The sequence below is a fragment of the Rhizobium acidisoli genome (assembly GCF_002531755.2).
Taxonomy (GTDB): Bacteria; Pseudomonadota; Alphaproteobacteria; order Rhizobiales; family Rhizobiaceae; genus Rhizobium; species Rhizobium acidisoli.
This window is the reverse complement of sequence record NZ_CP034998.1, coordinates 3,562,657-3,579,100: the sequence shown is the minus strand read 5'-3', so window position 1 is coordinate 3,579,100 and position 16,444 is coordinate 3,562,657. Positions and strand designations below refer to the sequence as shown.

The 16,444-nt window shown below is 62.2% G+C and carries 18 protein-coding genes; 8 read left to right on the top strand and 10 right to left on the bottom strand.

Annotated features, from left to right (window positions below; translation table 11 throughout):
* Positions 1-38: 38 nt before the first annotated feature.
* From trhO to CO657_RS17475, 4 genes are all read right to left on the bottom strand, one after another.
* Positions 39-968 carry an oxygen-dependent tRNA uridine(34) hydroxylase TrhO gene (trhO, locus tag CO657_RS17490; RefSeq protein ID WP_054184222.1) on the bottom strand — a complete coding sequence of 310 codons (930 nt, stop codon included), beginning with the start codon at positions 966-968 and terminating at the stop codon, positions 39-41.
* A gap of 71 nt (positions 969-1,039) precedes the next feature.
* Entirely contained in the window at positions 1,040-1,516 is a 477-nt protein-coding gene (locus tag CO657_RS17485) for a VOC family protein (protein WP_054184187.1), read from the bottom strand.
* Between the two features lie 124 nt (positions 1,517-1,640).
* Positions 1,641-2,549, bottom strand: a complete 909-nt coding sequence (locus CO657_RS17480; protein ID WP_054184223.1) for a CHAD domain-containing protein — start codon at positions 2,547-2,549, stop codon at positions 1,641-1,643.
* Complete coding sequence (locus tag CO657_RS17475) at positions 2,527-3,015, bottom strand: CYTH domain-containing protein (RefSeq protein ID WP_003590219.1); 489 nt, start codon at positions 3,013-3,015, stop codon at positions 2,527-2,529. The genes CO657_RS17480 and CO657_RS17475 overlap by 23 nt, the downstream gene beginning before the upstream one ends.
* A 152-nt stretch (positions 3,016-3,167) precedes the next feature.
* On the opposite strand from CO657_RS17475, the gene CO657_RS17470 reads away from it, so the two are divergent.
* The 4 genes from CO657_RS17470 to CO657_RS17455 all read left to right on the top strand — a co-directional run bounded on the left by CO657_RS17470 (position 3,168) and on the right by CO657_RS17455 (position 5,613).
* Positions 3,168-3,806, top strand: coding sequence for a 2-dehydro-3-deoxy-phosphogluconate aldolase (locus tag CO657_RS17470; RefSeq protein ID WP_054184188.1), 639 nt, complete (start codon positions 3,168-3,170; stop codon positions 3,804-3,806).
* Between the two features lie 105 nt (positions 3,807-3,911).
* Positions 3,912-4,631 (top strand): tellurite resistance TerB family protein, encoded by a 720-nt coding sequence (locus tag CO657_RS17465; RefSeq protein WP_003590222.1) that lies wholly within the window; start codon positions 3,912-3,914, stop codon positions 4,629-4,631.
* 83 nt (positions 4,632-4,714) lie between these two features.
* Complete coding sequence (locus CO657_RS17460) at positions 4,715-5,410, top strand: GNAT family N-acetyltransferase (RefSeq protein WP_054184189.1); 696 nt, start codon at positions 4,715-4,717, stop codon at positions 5,408-5,410.
* A complete protein-coding gene (locus tag CO657_RS17455) occupies positions 5,407-5,613 on the top strand; it encodes a hypothetical protein (RefSeq protein WP_003590224.1) in 207 nt (68 codons plus the stop codon). The genes CO657_RS17460 and CO657_RS17455 overlap by 4 nt, the downstream gene beginning before the upstream one ends.
* A 2-nt stretch (positions 5,614-5,615) precedes the next feature.
* On the opposite strand, the gene CO657_RS17450 is transcribed toward CO657_RS17455, so the two are convergent.
* The 3 genes from CO657_RS17450 to CO657_RS17440 form a co-directional block, all read right to left on the bottom strand.
* The gene (locus CO657_RS17450) at positions 5,616-6,692 is read right to left on the bottom strand and encodes a nickel/cobalt transporter (RefSeq protein ID WP_054184190.1); all 1,077 of its coding nucleotides are present in this window, start codon (positions 6,690-6,692) and stop codon (positions 5,616-5,618) included.
* A complete protein-coding gene (locus CO657_RS17445; RefSeq protein WP_003590226.1) occupies positions 6,686-7,327 on the bottom strand; it encodes a DUF1007 family protein in 642 nt (213 codons plus the stop codon). The genes CO657_RS17450 and CO657_RS17445 overlap by 7 nt, the downstream gene beginning before the upstream one ends.
* Before the next feature lie 132 nt (positions 7,328-7,459).
* Positions 7,460-8,353 carry a LysR family transcriptional regulator gene (locus CO657_RS17440; RefSeq protein WP_054184224.1) on the bottom strand — a complete coding sequence of 298 codons (894 nt, stop codon included), beginning with the start codon at positions 8,351-8,353 and terminating at the stop codon, positions 7,460-7,462.
* A 528-nt stretch (positions 8,354-8,881) separates the two neighbouring features.
* Between CO657_RS17440 and odc2 the strand changes: the two genes are divergently transcribed.
* From odc2 to CO657_RS17420, 4 genes are all read left to right on the top strand, one after another.
* Positions 8,882-10,015 carry an ornithine/lysine decarboxylase gene (odc2, locus tag CO657_RS17435; RefSeq protein WP_054184191.1) on the top strand — a complete coding sequence of 378 codons (1,134 nt, stop codon included), beginning with the start codon at positions 8,882-8,884 and terminating at the stop codon, positions 10,013-10,015.
* Positions 10,016-10,109: 94 nt separating this feature from the next.
* Positions 10,110-10,700, top strand: a complete 591-nt coding sequence (locus CO657_RS17430; protein ID WP_054184192.1) for a GNAT family N-acetyltransferase — start codon at positions 10,110-10,112, stop codon at positions 10,698-10,700.
* Positions 10,701-10,915: 215 nt separating this feature from the next.
* The gene (locus tag CO657_RS17425) at positions 10,916-11,941 is read left to right on the top strand and encodes a serine hydrolase domain-containing protein (protein ID WP_054184193.1); all 1,026 of its coding nucleotides are present in this window, start codon (positions 10,916-10,918) and stop codon (positions 11,939-11,941) included.
* 90 nt (positions 11,942-12,031) lie between these two features.
* On the top strand, positions 12,032-13,189 hold the full coding sequence (locus tag CO657_RS17420; RefSeq protein WP_054184194.1) for a GGDEF domain-containing protein: 1,158 nt from the start codon (positions 12,032-12,034) through the stop codon (positions 13,187-13,189).
* A 128-nt stretch (positions 13,190-13,317) separates the two neighbouring features.
* Here the strand turns inward: CO657_RS17420 and cysE are convergent, their stop codons facing one another.
* From cysE to CO657_RS17405, 3 genes are all read right to left on the bottom strand, one after another.
* Entirely contained in the window at positions 13,318-14,136 is an 819-nt protein-coding gene (gene cysE / locus CO657_RS17415; RefSeq protein ID WP_054184195.1) for a serine O-acetyltransferase, read from the bottom strand.
* A gap of 149 nt (positions 14,137-14,285) precedes the next feature.
* Complete coding sequence (locus CO657_RS17410) at positions 14,286-15,275, bottom strand: WD40 repeat domain-containing protein (RefSeq protein WP_003590234.1); 990 nt, start codon at positions 15,273-15,275, stop codon at positions 14,286-14,288.
* Positions 15,275-16,357 (bottom strand): CobW family GTP-binding protein, encoded by a 1,083-nt coding sequence (locus CO657_RS17405; RefSeq protein ID WP_054184196.1) that lies wholly within the window; start codon positions 16,355-16,357, stop codon positions 15,275-15,277. The genes CO657_RS17410 and CO657_RS17405 overlap by 1 nt, the downstream gene beginning before the upstream one ends.
* Positions 16,358-16,444 lie beyond the last annotated feature (87 nt).

Here is a 16,444-nt window from a genome sequence, read left to right as displayed (position 1 = left end):
TTCCGGAAAAATGAGGCTGATCGGGAAAGGGTCCTGGCTCAGCTGCCGATATGCCGCCGGCCGCGTTTCCTGGCGAGGGCGATCTGGTGCTGCCGCTGACGGTAGCGCAGCCGATCCTCTTCGGTGCGGGTGCCGTAGCAATGGCTGCAGGAAACGCCTTCCTCATAGAGTGGCGAGGTGATCTCTTCTGCGGTGATCGGGTTGCGGCAGGCATGGCATAGCCGGTGTTCGCCTTCCTTCAGCCCGTGCTCGACGGAGACGCGCTCGTCGAAAACGAAGCAGGCGCCGTCCCACAGGCTTTCCTCCTTCGGCACTTCTTCGAGATATTTCAGGATGCCGCCCTTCAGATGATAGACCTCGTCGAAGCCCTCGGCCTTCATGAAGGCGGTGGCCTTCTCGCAGCGTATGCCGCCGGTGCAATACATGGCGATCTTGGGCTTGTTGTGCAGGCCGGAATTGCTGCGCACCCAATCTGGAAATTCGCGGAAGGTCTTCGTCTTCGGGTCGAGAGCGCCGCGAAAGGTGCCGATTGCCGTTTCGTAATCGTTGCGGGTGTCGATGACGATCGTATCGGGATCGGAAATCAGCGCGTTCCAGTCCTCAGGCGCCACATAGGTGCCGACGACTTTGTTGGGGTCGATATCCTCGACGCCCATGGTGACGATCTCTTTCTTCAGCTTCACCTTCATGCGCAGGAAAGGCATTTTCGAGGCGCGGCTTTCCTTATGCTCCAGGCCGGAAAATTCCGGCTGGGCCCGCAGGAAGGAAAGCACGGCGGCAATACCGGCATCCGGGCCGGCGATCGTGCCGTTGATGCCTTCATGCGCCAGAAGCAGCGTTCCCTTGACGCCGCTCTGCTCGCACAGCGTCTGCAGCGGCGCCTGGAGGCTCTCAAAGCGCGGCACGGAAACGAAATGGTAGAGTGCGGCCACGAGGAACGGGCTGGTGTGTGTCAGGCTGTCGGTCATGGGGCGGAAATACAGAAAATCGGCGGCTCGCGCAATTGCCTTCAGCGGTGGCGGCCTTGGCGGATGAGCGGCTACGCTTTCGCCTGCCATTCGGAAAACGGCCGCACGCCAAAGCTTCGGTCGGGAGTGTCGTCGAGGATGCTGATGAACTCGATCGAGTGTCCGTCGGGATCCTTGAAATAGATAGACAATGCCGGCATCCAGCCGAGAACCACCGGCTCCGTCGCGGGTTCACCGGTAAAGCCGAGAGGCTCCACCCCCTTTTCCTTGAGCAGGGTGGGCGCCTGCAGCACGCCGGCGGTGGTCATCCGGAAGGCAATGTGCAGCCGCATCTTCAGCGGCCCGGTTCCGGTTTCCCAAAGGCCGAGCATGCCGGTCTTCCTGTCGTCCACCCAGAGGAAAGCGACCTTGCGCTCCTCGAACGAGGCCGCCGGTTCGAGCCCGACGACATCGCGGTAGAAGTCCGTGGAGGTCTGGAGGTCGGCAACGGTCAGATGGGTCTCGTAGAGCCCGAGCAGCTTTGGCATCGCGATATTTTCGGCGATCATTTCTTCCTCGCGGGGTCAGGTCTGTGCTTTCTTGACCGCCGGAGGCTAGGACCTCAACATTAGTTGAGGTCAATAGGTCTTGCTGAAATATTTCAGAGGCGTTGGCGCCCATAGTGATGCCGCCTCAACTCCCGGCCGTTAGCCAGAGAAGCTCGATGCGCTGTGCTTCCTCGTCGGGATCATCGGCGAAGACGGTTTCGGCTTTGACAAGCGCTTGCCGCCGGTCTTCTTGCTGGCGGAAGATGATGGCGTCGAGCAGATGGGCCAGGTCGTCATTGCGGGTGAAGAGCTGCGGCTCGGCCTCGACCAGTTCGGAGAGCACGGCAAGATCATGGATATGGCCGAGATCCTCGACGAGTTCCTTGGCCGCGTCGCGCTTGGCCTTCATCGCTCCGGGCCAGACATCGCGCAACAGGCTATGATAGAGCCGATAGTCGTAGGTGCGTTTGCGCAGCTTGTGGAAGTCGTCGGCAGATGCCTCACCATGGCAGGCGGCAAGTGCCGCCTTCGCCTTTCGTGCGGTGCGGCGCCAGCTCTTCGCCAGCTTGCGGGCATTCTTCCGGTGGCCGCCATTGAACGAGACCCCATCCAGGGCTGCGGCCGCCTCTGTCAGAACGTCGGTAGTTTCCGCCAAGCGCTGTTTGAGGCCGCTTTCGGCCTGCGCCATCCAGTCACGGCGGCCTTCAAGCACGGTGATGATGCGGCCGAGTGCCTCGCTCTCTTCTTTCCCGCGGGCACTCCGCTGCAGATATTGCGCCGTGCCGATGAGGGCGTTGGCATCGCGGATCGCCGAAAGCGAACGGGCGGCATCGCGCAGCCTGGCATTTTCGCGATCCTGGAAATCCGGCGCCTCGCGGGCCACGAGCCGGTAGAGCGAGCGCAATCGTTTCAGGTTCTTGCGAAAGGAATGGATGGCCTCATGGGCGCCGTCCGGCTGTTCTTCGATCAGTGCGATCGCATCGTCCAGCTGCTCTTTCGCGGCGCTGCGGAACTCGCTGGTGAAATCGGCCTTAGGCCGAATGCGATAGGCCATGCCTGTCGTGCCCATATTCTGTGGCAAGGGCCTGGTTGGAATAGCGGAAATCGCCGGTTACTTCACGGCCGAGCCAGGCGGGCAGGGCTGGATCGTCGGTCTCTGCGGTCATCTCGACCTCGGCAATCACCAGGCCGCGATGTTCGCCGGCAAAGACGTCGACCTCCCAGACGAAACCCTCATGCGGAACGCGGTAACGCGTCTTCTCGATGACGATGCCGATCGCGTTCTGCAACAATTCCTCGGCATCGGCGATCGGGATGTCGTATTCGAATTCGTCACGGGTGATGGCGCTGCGGCCGATCTTGATCGTCAGTCTGGCCTTCCTGCCATCGAGGATACGCACCCGGACGGAACGATCGTCCATCGAGGCGATATAGCCCTGTCTCAGGGCAGACTTCGTCTCGACGGCGGAACGCCATCCATCGCTGCGTACGAGGAACTTCCGCTCGATCTCTTTCGCCATACCGGTGAACCTTTTGTGACGATGCCGCACGGTAGCCCACTTTCCCGGGATTTCATACCCACCCTGTCGCAGGAATTGGTTTTATCTCGACAAGGTTCCATTAGGACGTTATTCGGGGTCGAATTCAATCGTTTCAAGGAAGTCGCACGGCTATGGGCGAGAAAACAGAGAAGCTCCTTTCCATCCTGAAACTCCAGCCTGTCGTTCCGGTCCTGATCGTCGACGATGCCAAGTCGGCCGTACTGCTGGCCCGTGCGCTTGTCGCGGGCGGTCTGAAGGCGATCGAGATCACCATGCGCACGCCGGCGGCACTCGATGCCGTGCGCGCCGTCGCCGCCGAGGTCGAGGGCGCCGAAGTCGGCGCCGGCACGATCCTGAACGCCGCCCATTGGGAAGCCGCCGTCGAGGCCGGCTCGAAATTCATCGTCAGCCCGGGCACGACGCAGGAACTGCTCGATGCCGCTGCCGATTCCGATGTGCCGCTGCTTCCCGGTGCTGCGACCGCCAGCGAGGTCATGGCTTTGCGCGAAGAAGGCTATCAGGTGCTGAAGTTCTTCCCGGCAGAGCAGGCTGGCGGCGCCGCTCTGCTCAAGGCGCTTTCCTCGCCGCTGGCAGGCACGCTGTTCTGCCCGACTGGCGGCATTTCGCTGAAGAACGCCAATGATTATCTGTCGCTGCCGAACGTCATCTGCGTCGGCGGCTCCTGGGTGGCGCCGAAGGAACTGGTCGCAGCCGGCGACTGGGCGGGGATCACCAGGCTCGCAGCAGAGGCCGCGGCGCTGAAGGCCTGAGTTTGGGGAGGGGATGAGCCTCACGGCACAATTCCCGCTCCTCTGTTTGTATTCGAGCTGTCGCAAACCTATGTAGTCCTCCAGCTAACAGGGAGACGACGAGGAATGTTCGACGCGAAGAAGCTTCTCGACCAGTTCTTGGGTTCGCAGGTTCCGGGCCTTGGCGGCTCGGTCCGCGACAGGGCGGGCGACGCCGTGCAGACGGCCAGGAACAATCCTCTGGCGACAGGTGCGATCGCCGCCGCGCTTCTCGGCACGAAGACCGGCCGGGGTATTGCCGGCAATGCACTGGCGATCGGCGGTCTTGCCGCCATCGCCGGCCTCGGTTACCAGGCCTACAAAAATTACCAGGCAGGGCAGGCGCCGGCAGCCCCTTCGGATGCACCCTCGGCCAACAATCCGGTTCTCCTGCCACCGCCTGTCGAATCCGGCTTCGGGCCGGCCTCGCCGGCCGGCAGCAACGAGTTCGTGCTGGTGCTGATCCGCGCGATGATCGCCGCCGCCAAGGCCGACGGCCATATCGACGATGCCGAACGGGCCCTCATCATGGACAAGGTCAAGGCTGCCGATGTCAGCGGCGAGGCTGCGGCCTTCATCGAGCGCGAACTCGCTTCGCCGACCGATCTCGATGCGCTGGTCGCTGCCGCGACGACGGAGGAACAGCGCGTCGAACTCTACACCGCCTCTCGGCTCACCATCGAGCCGGATTCGCGCGCCGAGCGTGGTTATCTCGATCTGCTTGCCGGCAGGCTCGGCCTTGCCGACCAGCTGGTCGACCATATCGAGGCGACGGTGTCCTCCGCAAAAGTTACCTTGTCCCAGTGATTGGGTCACAGTAACATCCAGGCCGGTTGCCTTTGTCGGGCGGCTGGCCTATCCACTCCACTCCTGGGACAAGGGGAGTGAACATGCGCGATCTAACAAATTTCAAGGGCTGCCCGGCGCCGAAACCGGTGACGCTGAAGGGCCGTTTCGTCACCGTCGAACCCTATCGGCGAGCAGAGCATATCGAGGCGCTGTGGGACGGGCTTGGCGGCATGGGCATCAACCCGCTGCTTCTCTATTTCGCGCAGGACGATTTCTCCGGGATCGAGGATTTCGCCAACTGGCTGGAAAACGTCTACACCAAATCCGGCTGGCTCACCCATATCTTCCGTGACAACGCCACCGGCAAGATTGTCGGGATGGCGAACTACATGCGCGCCGACCCGGCAAACGGCGTCGTCGAGATCGGCGGGGTGGCGCATGGTGCGGAGATGAAGCGTTCGCCGCTTTCGACTGAAGCGCATTACCTGATGGCCAAGCACGTCTTCGAGGAGCTTGGCTACCGCCGCTACGAATGGAAATGCGACAATAAGAACGAGGCGAGCAAGACGACGGCGGCGCGGTACGGCTTCAGCTTCGAAGGGGTCTTCCGCCAGCACATGATCGCCAAGCACCGCAACCGCGATACCGCCTGGTTCTCGATGATCGATGCCGAATGGCCGCTGCTCAACGATGCCTTCGAGGCCTGGCTTTCGCCGGAGAATTTCGATGCCGCCGGCAATCAGATCCGCCGGCTGCAGGAAATTCGCGCCGATCTGGAAAAGGAAAGGCTCGCGTGAGCCCCGAGAGCCGCTCGCAGGCAATCGCCGCCGCCATCATCCTGCTCGGCGCCGGCCTCGTCCTCTATTTCCTGCCGACCATCGTTTTGTGGATCGGCAATTTCTCGCCGGTGCTGGGGATCGCCGTCGGCGTCTGCCTGATCATGGCGTTTTTCGCGGTCTTCTGGCTGCGGGCGCGCTATCAGCGCAGCAAAGGGAAGTAGACCTATCCCTGCAGCGATGCCCCGAGCAGCAGGGCTCCCATCACGATAACCAGCACGGCGCCGAGGATTTCAATGGCGTTGCCGATCCAGACCGAGGCGGTTGAGCCGCGCCCGGAGAGGCGGACGGCGGCACTCTTGGCGGTGACGGCAAGGGTGGCCAGCAGGGAAACGGTGATTGCCGTGCCGAGCGACATGGCGGCAACCGACAGCACGCCGCCGAGATAGAGCCCGTTCAGCAGCGAGAAGGTCATGACCAGCAATGCGCCAGAGCAGGGGCGAAGGCCGACGGCGACGATCGCCGACCAGGCCTCGCGGGCGCTGAACCTGTCGCCGGCAAGCAGGGCGGGATCCGGCACATGAGCATTGCCGCAGGTCTCGCAGGCCATGCCGGGAACAAAGGTATGGCCGGACTCCACAGCCTGCGCCTTGCCGTTGAAGGCATAGACCTGGCGTTCGGCGGCATTGTCCTTCCAGTCGAGCATCATGCTGACCGGACCGGCTGACGTCGCCATCAGCCGCCGGCGCGGCATGTTGCCCACCATCGAGCGCAGTTTGCGGAACAGCAGCCAGCCGCCGAACAGGATGACCATGACGAAGCTTGCGATCTCCATCGCATGGGTCGCCGCCGTCAGGGTGATGCCGGTGCCGCGCAGCACCAGCCAGGCGCCGCCGACCAGCACCACCGCCACCACGCCCTGGATGAAGGCCGAGATGAAGGAAATCACCACGCCGCGCTTCAACTCGATCTCGTTGGCGATCATGTAGGAGGAGATGACCGCCTTGCCGTGACCGGGGCCTGCGGCATGGAAGACGCCATAGGCGAAGGAGAGGCCGATCAGCGAGGCCAACTGCCACGGGTCCTGGCGCATCGCCTTCAAGGCATCCGTCAGCGCCCGGTAGAAGGCCTGCTGCTCGTAATTCACATACAGCAAAAGCGGCGCGAGCGGCCCGCCGGTCGGCTGGAAGCTCGGCTCCGCCGTGCCGATGCCGAGCGGCGATTGCGCATGGGCAAGGCTTGCCGCCGTCAGGAGCGTCATGGCGGCGGCGGAAAGGATGAGGGGCAGGCGTTTCGTCAGCATGTGACCTCCAGCCGGGTGGCGAAGAGTTTGGACATGTTGGTGCCGGTGGGATCGTTGAAGAAGGCGTCGGTCAGCGACTGCTTGTTCTGCGAGATCACCTGGTCGGCATCCGGCCGCACCACCTGATGTTTGCAGGCCTTGAAGCCGTCGCCGACGATTGCCAGTTCGTTGTCGGTGGGAAAGTCGATCGAGGTATAGAGCGTCGGGTCGTAGACGCCGAAGCTGAGCCTGCCTTTCAGCGGCATCTTCTCCACCGGCTTGACCGCGAAGAACATCAGCAGCTGGCCGTCCTTGTAGTCGACGTGAATGATGTCGGGCTTCTGAACGGTGACGTTCTTTCCGTCGATCGTCAGGTTCATGTAGTAATCATAGTCGGCAAGCGACTGCTTCACCGTTTTTCCGACCTCGGCGAGCTCGTTCGGCTCCAGCTTCAGATCGGTGTTCTTGTCGAAATCCATGACGACCGAGGAGGAGAAAACCTCGTCGAAGCGCCAGACATTGCGCAGTTCCTCGACACTGCCATCCTTGCCGGCCACGACTTCGAGGCGGGCCTCCACGAAGATGTGCGGATGGGCAAGGGCGGCGGCCGGCACCAGCGAAACGAGCGCGGCCATCAGTATCGTCGAATATCTCATTTGTTCCGCTGCCCTGTTCGGTGACCCTGACTTCTTGCCAGAAATTGGGACGGAATTGGGACCGGATTCCGCACTGGATTCAAAGAGCCGCGGGTTGGCGCGGGGCGCGATGTCGCAGCCGCAAAAGCGGCGCTACGGATGTTTCTTGAACCAGTTGTTGAGATAATCGACGAAGATCCTCACCTTGGCCGGCAAATAGCGGCGGTGCGGATAGACGGCATAGATGCCGCGGTCGGTCGGGAGATAATCGTTGAACAGCGTCAGCAGCTCGCCGCTCTCGATCGGCTTGCGGGCGATGAAATCAGGGATGAGGGCGATGCCGATGCCGGCAAGCGCCGCGCGCAAAGTCGCATGCGGACTGTTGACCTCCATCGGGCCGGAGACGGCGACGGTGAATGAGGTGTTGTCGGGATTGTGGAAGCGGATGCTCGCCTGGGTGCGCGAATTGGTGTCGACGATGAAGGGGACGTTGGAAATGTCGCTCGGATGGGCAAGATCGGGATGACGTTCGAGAAAATCGGGGGTGACGCAGAGATGGACGCGAAAATCGGAGATTTTGCGGGCGATCATGCCGGAATCTTCGAGTTTGCTGATGCGGATCGCCACGTCGAAGCCTTCCTCGATCAGATCGACAAACCGGTCGTCGGCGGCGATCTCCAGCGAAAGATCCGGGTTCTCCCTGGAGAAATCGATCAGCGATTGGCCGACATCGGCATCGACGAAAGTGCGGGGCACGGATATGCGCAGCCGTCCCTTCAGCTGCGCATTGTTTTCGCGCACGAGGTCGGCAAGGTTGTCGATCTCCTTGAGGATATCCGAGGCGCTACGGTAATAGGTGTGGCCGGCCTCGGTCATGGAGAACTGCCGGGTGGTGCGGTTGAGCAGCAGGGCGCCGAGTTCATCTTCCAATTCGCGCACATATTTGGAGAGCAGCGCCTTGGAGCGGCCGGTGCGCCTGGCTGCGGCGGAAAAGCCTTCGGCCTCGACGACATCGATGAAGGCGCGTATGCGGGTCAAGGTATCCATGGCCATCCCTTAAACTGTTTCGGAATGTTGAACAAATCGGCTCTTCCCGTTCAATTATTTTTTTGACCCGGAGATCAAAAAAACGCTTGATTATGAAGGCGAATATTCTTATTTCCACCTCAGCCCAAAGTCGCACGTGCCCATGGGTGTCCGCCGAACCCTCGAATTGGTGAGGAAATCGGTAAGGTACCTGGAATTAACCCCTCCAGTCGCTATTCCGGCCAACCGGAAAATGCGAGGACGCCTGAAGCAACGACGGTGCGGGCCTTTTTGTTCTCTCCCTGCTTTCCATCAGCGGGGGTTACTGAAGAGGCACACCATCATTGCCGGAAGTGCGGTTGGGATTCTCCCTCCAATCCATGGCAGACAAAGCCGAACTTACACCGCATCGCGGCGTTGGTTCACTATCCGCGCATCGAGCGCTTGCTATGGTTCCGGGGTCTCCACCGGCTGGTTCCAATGCGAGTTCTCGTATGCCCTTTGTCCTCCGGCTGATGCCGGAGCTTTGGAATTGGAAGAGGGAACGATATGACCACCCAGCGCATCCGCGACTTTCTCGCAACCCGACGTCCCGACGGTCCCTGCCTCGTGGTTGACCTCGACGTCATCAGAGACAATTTTCACGCCTTCCGTCACGCAATGCCGGACAGCGCCATCTACTACGCCGTCAAGGCCAACCCGGCCCCGGAAGTGCTGAAGCTGCTTGCAGGCCTCGGCTCCAATTTCGATTGCGCATCCGTTGCCGAAATCGAAATGGCGCTCGAAGCCGGTGCGACCGCCGCCCGCATCTCCTTTGGCAACACGATCAAGAAGGAACGTGACGTTGCCCGCGCGCATGCGCTCGGCGTCAGCCTCTTTGCCGTCGACAGCCACGAGGAAGTCGAGAAGATCTCGCGTGCCGCTCCCGGCGCCCGCGTCTTCTGCCGCGTGCTGACGGATGGCGAAGGCGCCGAATGGCCACTGTCGCGCAAGTTCGGCTGCGTTCCGCAGATGGCCGTCGATGTTCTCGTCTACGCCCACCAGCTCGGCCTGCAGTCCTACGGCGTCTCGTTCCATGTCGGTTCGCAGATGACCAAGGTCGATGCCTGGGATTCGGCGCTTGCCGATGCCAAGCGCGTCTTCGTCTCGCTTGCCAAGCAGGGTATCCACCTGCAGATGGTCAACATGGGCGGCGGCTTCCCGACCAAGTATCTGCGCGACGTTCCGTCCGCAGAAGCTTACGGCAAGTCGATCTACCAGGCGCTGCGCACGCATTTCGGCAACCAGATCCCGCAGACGATCATCGAGCCGGGCCGCGGCATGGTCGGCAATGCCGGCGTCATCAAGGCGGAAGTCGTGCTGATCTCGAAGAAGTCGGACAATGACGATGCGCGCTGGGTATTCCTCGACATCGGCAAGTTCGGCGGTCTCGCCGAAACGATGGACGAAGCCATCCGCTATCCGATCCGCACGGAGCACGACGGCGACGAGATGGAGCCCTGCGTCATTGCCGGCCCGACCTGCGATTCGGCCGACGTGCTCTACGAGAAGAACCTCTATCCGCTGCCGATCTCCCTTTCGATCGGCGACGAGGTGCTGATCGAAGGCACCGGCGCCTATACGACGACCTATTCGGCGGTCGCTTTCAACGGTTTCGAGCCGCTGAAAGCCTACGTCATCTGAGGTCGTTTCCGCCGGCCCCGTAACCAGCCGGGGCGGCAATTTCACAATTTTCCTTCATCGCCGCTGATAACGGTATTGGGTACGGGAGGCCAAGATGGCCGCTGTTCTTGATTCTGTCCGCGCATTCTTTGCGCCCACCACTTTCGCCATCGACGCCGAAAATCCGTCGGACGTCGTTGCCCGTGAAAACCTGCTCGACCGGGTCATGGGCGCAGGCCGCCGCAAGAAGTCGTCGGAGAAGATCCGCCGCAACCGTGTTCCGGCCGAGGGGCTGGCGCTCGTCGCGCGTGATCGCGACGGTCATGTCATCGGCTCGGTGCGGCTCTGGAACATCGAGGCCGGCGTCAATGACGAGGGCACACCGATCGATGCGCTGCTGCTTGGCCCGCTCGCCGTTGCGCCGCATCACGGCGGCAAGGGCATCGGCTCGGCGCTGATGCGCGCGGCGATCCTCGAAGCCAAGAAACGCGGGCATGGCGCCGTCCTGCTCGTCGGCGACGCCGCCTATTACGAGCGTTTCGGCTTTTTTGCCGAAAAGGCTCGCCATCTTGTCATGCCGGGCCCGTTCGAACGCTCGCGCCTTCTGGCGCTCGAGCTCACGGAAGGCTGGCTTGACGGCGCGGCCGGCATGATCGTCCCCTCGGGACGCATGCTGGCCGGCGCGCCGCTTCGCCGCGCAGCCTAGCAATCGGCCGGCCGGGGTTGAACGTCCTTACCCCGGCCGGCAATATCCGCGCCGCTTGACCATGGAGGCAGGCGGGCCTGTCGTGGTTGCGGCGCGGATTGTTTTTTCGGGTACCGCGTGGGCTCACCGGGATGCCCTACGCATTGAGCAACACAATCGCGTGAAATGTACCGCCGGCCGCAAACATGCCGGGCTGATATCCTATCTTGCGCTGCATGATCCGCGTTCTCGCCCTTCTGGTCCTCTTCAGTTTGCCGCTTGCCGCGACGATGCCGGCCGCTGCCCAGAGCACGGCCCGTACCTTCACCGGGCTTGATCCCCTTCTCGACCAGGCGGCTGATGACCCGGCGTTGTGGCCTCTCAAGGTGGTGATCGTCGCGCGCGGCGGACGGGTGCTCGCCGAACGCGGCTTCCACGGCCATTCGCCGTCGGGATCGACCAATATCAAATCCGCTTCGAAGTCGGTCATTTCGGCGCTGGTCGGCATTGCCATCGACAAGGGCCTGCTGGTGGGCCCCGATCAGAAGATCGCGCCGATCCTGAAGGCCGATCTCCCCGCGACGCCGGATCCGCGCATCAACGATATCACCATCGGTCATCTTCTCTCGATGCAGGCCGGGCTCAATCGCATGTCGGGGCCGAATTACGGCCGCTGGGTCTCCTCGCGCAACTGGGTGCGTTTTGCGCTCTCCCAGCCTTTCGTCGATCAGCCCGGCGGCGAGATGCTCTATTCCACCGCATCCACGCATCTGCTGTCGGCCATTCTCACGAAGGTGAGCCGGCGGTCGACGCTGGCGTTGGCACATGAATGGCTTGGGCCGGTCGACGGTTTCCGGATCGGCGCATGGGAGCGCGATCCGCAGGGCATCTATCTCGGCGGCAATCAGATGGCGATGAGCGCCCGGTCCCTGCTTGCTTTCGGCGAACTCTACCGCAATGGAGGGCGCACTCGGGACGGCGAGCAGGTGGTACCGGCCGACTGGATTTCCCTGTCGTGGCAGCACCGCACCAACTCGCATTTCTCCGGCGACGAATATGGCTATGGCTGGTTCACCCGGCAGATCGGCGGTGAACAGGTGCATTTCGCCTGGGGTTATGGCGGGCAGATGCTCTATATCGTGCCGTCGCTGGATCTGACTGTCGTCATGACCTCGGAGGAAGGCGGTCCCTCGGCCCGCGGATACCGGGACCTGTTGCACGCCCTGCTGGCCGATATCATCGGCACGGTGCGGGCCGCATGAACAACCGCTGATCGTTAAACTTCTACCGAAGCCCCCAATCAAACCGCAAAACGCCTCCTGTACGTTCCTCGAGAATTTCGGGAAGACGTCATGCTGCTGGATCTCAGGACGATCTATTTCATTGTTGCCGTGAGCTGCTTTGTGCTTGGTATTCTCCAGCTCGCAGCCTATGCGACCGGCCGCTTCGAGAGATGGCCGCTCTGGTGGGGCCTGAGCAACCTGCTTGTCGGCGTCGGTTCGTTCCTCGTCGCGCTGCGCAATCTCGTTCCCTATTCGGTCTCGGTCGACGGCGGCAATATCGTGACCATTGCCGGCTACATGCTGATGTTCTTCGCCGTGCGGGTCTTTGCCGGCCGGGCCCTCGACCAGCGCTATTTCTGGCTTGCCATCCTTCTCGTCAGCGTGCCTGTCGCACTTATTGTCAGCGATCCCTCGGCGGTGTCGGCGAGACTTCTCTATGTCTCCGTCATCTGCTGCCTCTGCGATCTTGCCGTCGCAAGGGAGGCAATCGATATTGCCCGGCGCGAGAAGCTGTATTCGGCAGTCCTGCTCGTCGGCCTCTATGTCTGCACTGCGATGATCTTTGCGGTGCGCAGCATTCTTGCCGCGACCGGCGAGATCGGCGGGCCGGATCCTTTCGGCGGCAATGTGGTCCATAGCTGGATGGCGGTATCGGCGGTCGCGTTCATCATGCTGCGCAGCATGGCTATGGTGCTGATGGCCGCCGAGCGCAGCCGAAATCAGCTGACCGAACTCGCCCATCACGACCCGCTGACCGGCGCGCTCAATCGCGGCGGCCTTGCCCAGCGCCTGCCGGCTCTCGGTTCCCAGCCGGTATCGCTGCTCACCATCGATATCGACCATTTCAAGCAGTTGAACGACCGGCATGGCCATGCGAGCGGCGACGATATCCTGCGGCTTTTCGCCAGTGTTTCGAGAAGCATCATGGGCTCGAACGATCTGCTCGCCCGTCAAGGCGGCGATGAGTTCCTGGTGGTGCTGAAGGATGTTTCCGGGCAGGATGCAGTGGCGATTGCCGAGCGCATCCGTCTCGCCTTCGCCGCCGCCGTCCTGCATCAGCCGGATCTGGCCGTCTTTCCGACGCTGAGCATCGGCGTTGCCACGCGTGGGGAAAGCGGCGGAGATTTTGAACAGCTGATAAAGAAGGCGGATGAGGCGCTTTATCGTTCGAAGCGCGAAGGCCGCAACCGGGTCGAAGCCTTCGGAGAAAATCAGCAGGCTGCGTAACGGACGGGGTTTGTTTTACGCAATTCCGGACGCAAAACCGCTTCACGCTTTTGCTGGAATTGCTCTAGCTCTTTGTTTTGATGCATGTCGTTATCCCGGAACCGCTGCACACTTCCGGGCGAGATGCATTAAATATTCTGGTCCATCGTCTCGGCGGGGATTTCGTCGGCGCGGTGGACGCGCACCAGCGTCGCCGGCACGCCGGCGACCGTGCAATGTTCGGGAACCGGCTTCAGCACGACGCTGCCGGCGGCAATCTTGCTGAAGGCGCCGATTTCGATATTGCCGAGAATCTTGGCGCCGGCGCCGATCATCACGCCATGGCGGATTTTCGGATGGCGGTCGCCGGTTTCCTTGCCGGTGCCGCCAAGCGTGACATTCTGCAGGATCGATACTTCATCCTCGATCACCGCCGTTTCGCCGATGACGATGCCCGAGCCGTGGTCGAGCATGATGGAAGCGCCGATCCGTGCGGCCGGATGAATATCCGGGCCGAAGACCAGCGAGGCGAGATTGGCGAGCCAGGTGGCGATTTCCCGCCGGCCGGCATTCCAGAGCGCGTGGGCGATGCGGTGCGTCTGCAGTGCATGAAACCCCTTGAGGTTCAGCAGCGCGTGAAGAAATGTCGTGCAGGCCGGGTCGCGCTGGCGCACGGCGACGAGATCGGCCTCGATCGCCCGCATGATATCGTCGTTGAGTGTGGAGTGGATGAGGTCGAACAGATCGCCCGTTTCCACCTGCGTCGCAGCAAGCCGCGCGGCGAGCACGCGGGCGATGATCTCCCTGTTGCCGGAGGTGGCCGTTATCTGAGCGGCGAGCAGGTGCTGCAGGATCGGTTCGCGCGCGGCAAGCTCGAGTGCCTCGGCGCGGATCACCGCCCAGACGAATGCATTGTCCGGGGACTGCAGCTGTTGCTCGGCCAGACCAAGGCCGGTGGATTTCGGCATTCCCGTTTCCTCTGTCGGCGACTGCGCAGTCATGCCTGCGCGGGATTGATGTTTCTCCCGGGCAAGGCATTTGGCAAGTCCGCTATCTCCGGCTTGACTCCCTTTTAGCCGCCGCTTCCGTCACGATGTCTTCCCGGCCGGCAAATGGCTCAAGCCGAAATATCGATGACGCCGCAGTCGCCGGCTTCGGAGGCGAAGGCGAGCAGCTTGCCGTTTTTGCTCCAGCTCATCGCCGTGATCGCGCCCTTGCCGGGCCGGCGCAGCAGCGCCTCCTTGCTGTCGGCGATGCGCACGGCGAGGATCATGCCGTCGATGAAGCCGATGGCGAGGATATCTTCGAGCGGATGGAATTTCACCGCGGTCGCCATGATGTTGGCGCGCGTGCCGAGCTCGAGCGGCGCCTTGCCCATCGGCCCGTCCTTGCCCTGGAACGGCCAGACGATGGCCGCAGGCGCGCCCGACGAGGCGAGCCATTTGCCCTTGACCGACCATGAGAGCGATTTCACCTTGGAGGGGTAGCCGGTCATGCGCATATGGCGGGCTTCAGCGCCGGGCTTGCTGTCGAGTTTCCAGCCGTGCAGCGCGTTTTCCTGCATCGAGGTGACGAGGAAATTGCCATCGGGCGAGAAGGTGACGCCGGTATGCGCACCCTTCCATTCGAGATCGATGGGCTTGGCGTTCATGCCGATCCAATGCAGCGACACGCCGTTATAGCGCGCGGCTGCGATGCGCAGGCCCTTCGGCGCGAAGGCAAGACCTTCGACGGTGCGCTCCTCGGCAAATTCCTTGGTCGTGCCGTCGGCAAGGCGCACGAGCGAACTCTTGCCGTAGGAATAGGCAATGGCGCCTTGCGGGCCGGCAGCAACCTGCGAGATCCACTTGCGTGGCGCAGTGGCGAGCTCGCTGACGCTGCCATCGGCTGCGATGCGCAGCACCTTGCCGTCCTCGCCGCCGGAGATCAGGCTCTCGCTATAGGGGTCGCGGATGGCGGTGAGCATGCCTTGATGGGCTTCGCAAACCCTGTCGCCGCCGTCCAGCCGGTGAAACGTGCCGCTGGCGTTTGCGAAGAAGGGGACATCACCTAAAAATTCGACGGCCAGAACGTGGCCGTCGAGATCAAGCGGTGCAACTGTCGGCATCAGGCGGCTGCCTCGCAGGCCTTGAAGGAGGCTTCGAGCTTTTCGCGGTCGAGATCACGGCCGATGAAGACGAGACGGCTCTCGTGCTTTTCGCCTTCCTTCCACGGCCGCTGATGATCGCCCTCGATGATCATGTGCACGCCCTGGACCACATAACGCTCGGGATCGTCCTTGAAAGCGATGATGCCCTTGAGGCGCAGAATGTTCGGTCCCTGCGTCTGGGTGACCTTCTGGATCCAGGGGAAGAAGCGCTCCGGGTTCATCTGACCGCCGCGCAGCGATACCGACTGCACCGTCACATCATGGATCGCCGACATGGCGCCATGGTGATGATGCTCGTGCCCGTGGTGATCATGGTCATGATCATGATGGTGGTGGTCGTGATCGCAGTCCGGGCCGCAGACATGGTCGTCATGGCCGTGCTCCAGGAAATGCGGATCGTTTTCCAGCGCGCGTTCCAGGTTGAAGGCGCCCTGATCGAGCACGCGGGCGAGGTCGACGCCGGAGCGGCTGGTCTTGTAGACGCGCGCGGCCGGGTTGATGGCGCGGACGATGTCTTCGATCACATCAAGCTCGTCCGGAGTCACCAGGTCGCTTTTGTTGATGACGACGACGTCGGCGAAGGCGATCTGGTCCTCGGCCTCGCGGCTGTCCTTCAGGCGCAGCGGCAGGTGCTTGGCGTCGACGAGCGCGATGACGGCGTCGAGTTCGGTCTTGGCGCGCACGTCGTCGTCCATGAAGAAGGTCTGGGCGACCGGCACCGGATCGGCAAGGCCCGTCGTTTCGACGATGATACCGTCGAAGCGGCCGGGACGGCGCATCAGGCCTTCGACGACGCGGATCAGGTCGCCGCGCACCGTGCAACAGACGCAGCCATTGTTCATCTCGTAGATTTCTTCGTCCGACTCGACGATCAGGTCGTTGTCGATGCCGATTTCGCCGAACTCATTGACGATGACCGCATATTTCTTGCCGTGGTTTTCGGAAAGGATGCGGTTAAGCAAAGTCGTCTTGCCGGCGCCGAGATAACCGGTGAGCACGGTGACGGGAATGGGCTTCTGCGTGGAGATCGCGTCGGTCATGAGAACCTCTAGGATTAGGCGTACGGCCGAGCGGTTTGGATCGGCTGCTTGAACGGTTGGTCTCATATAATGGCATGGGCGCGGCAG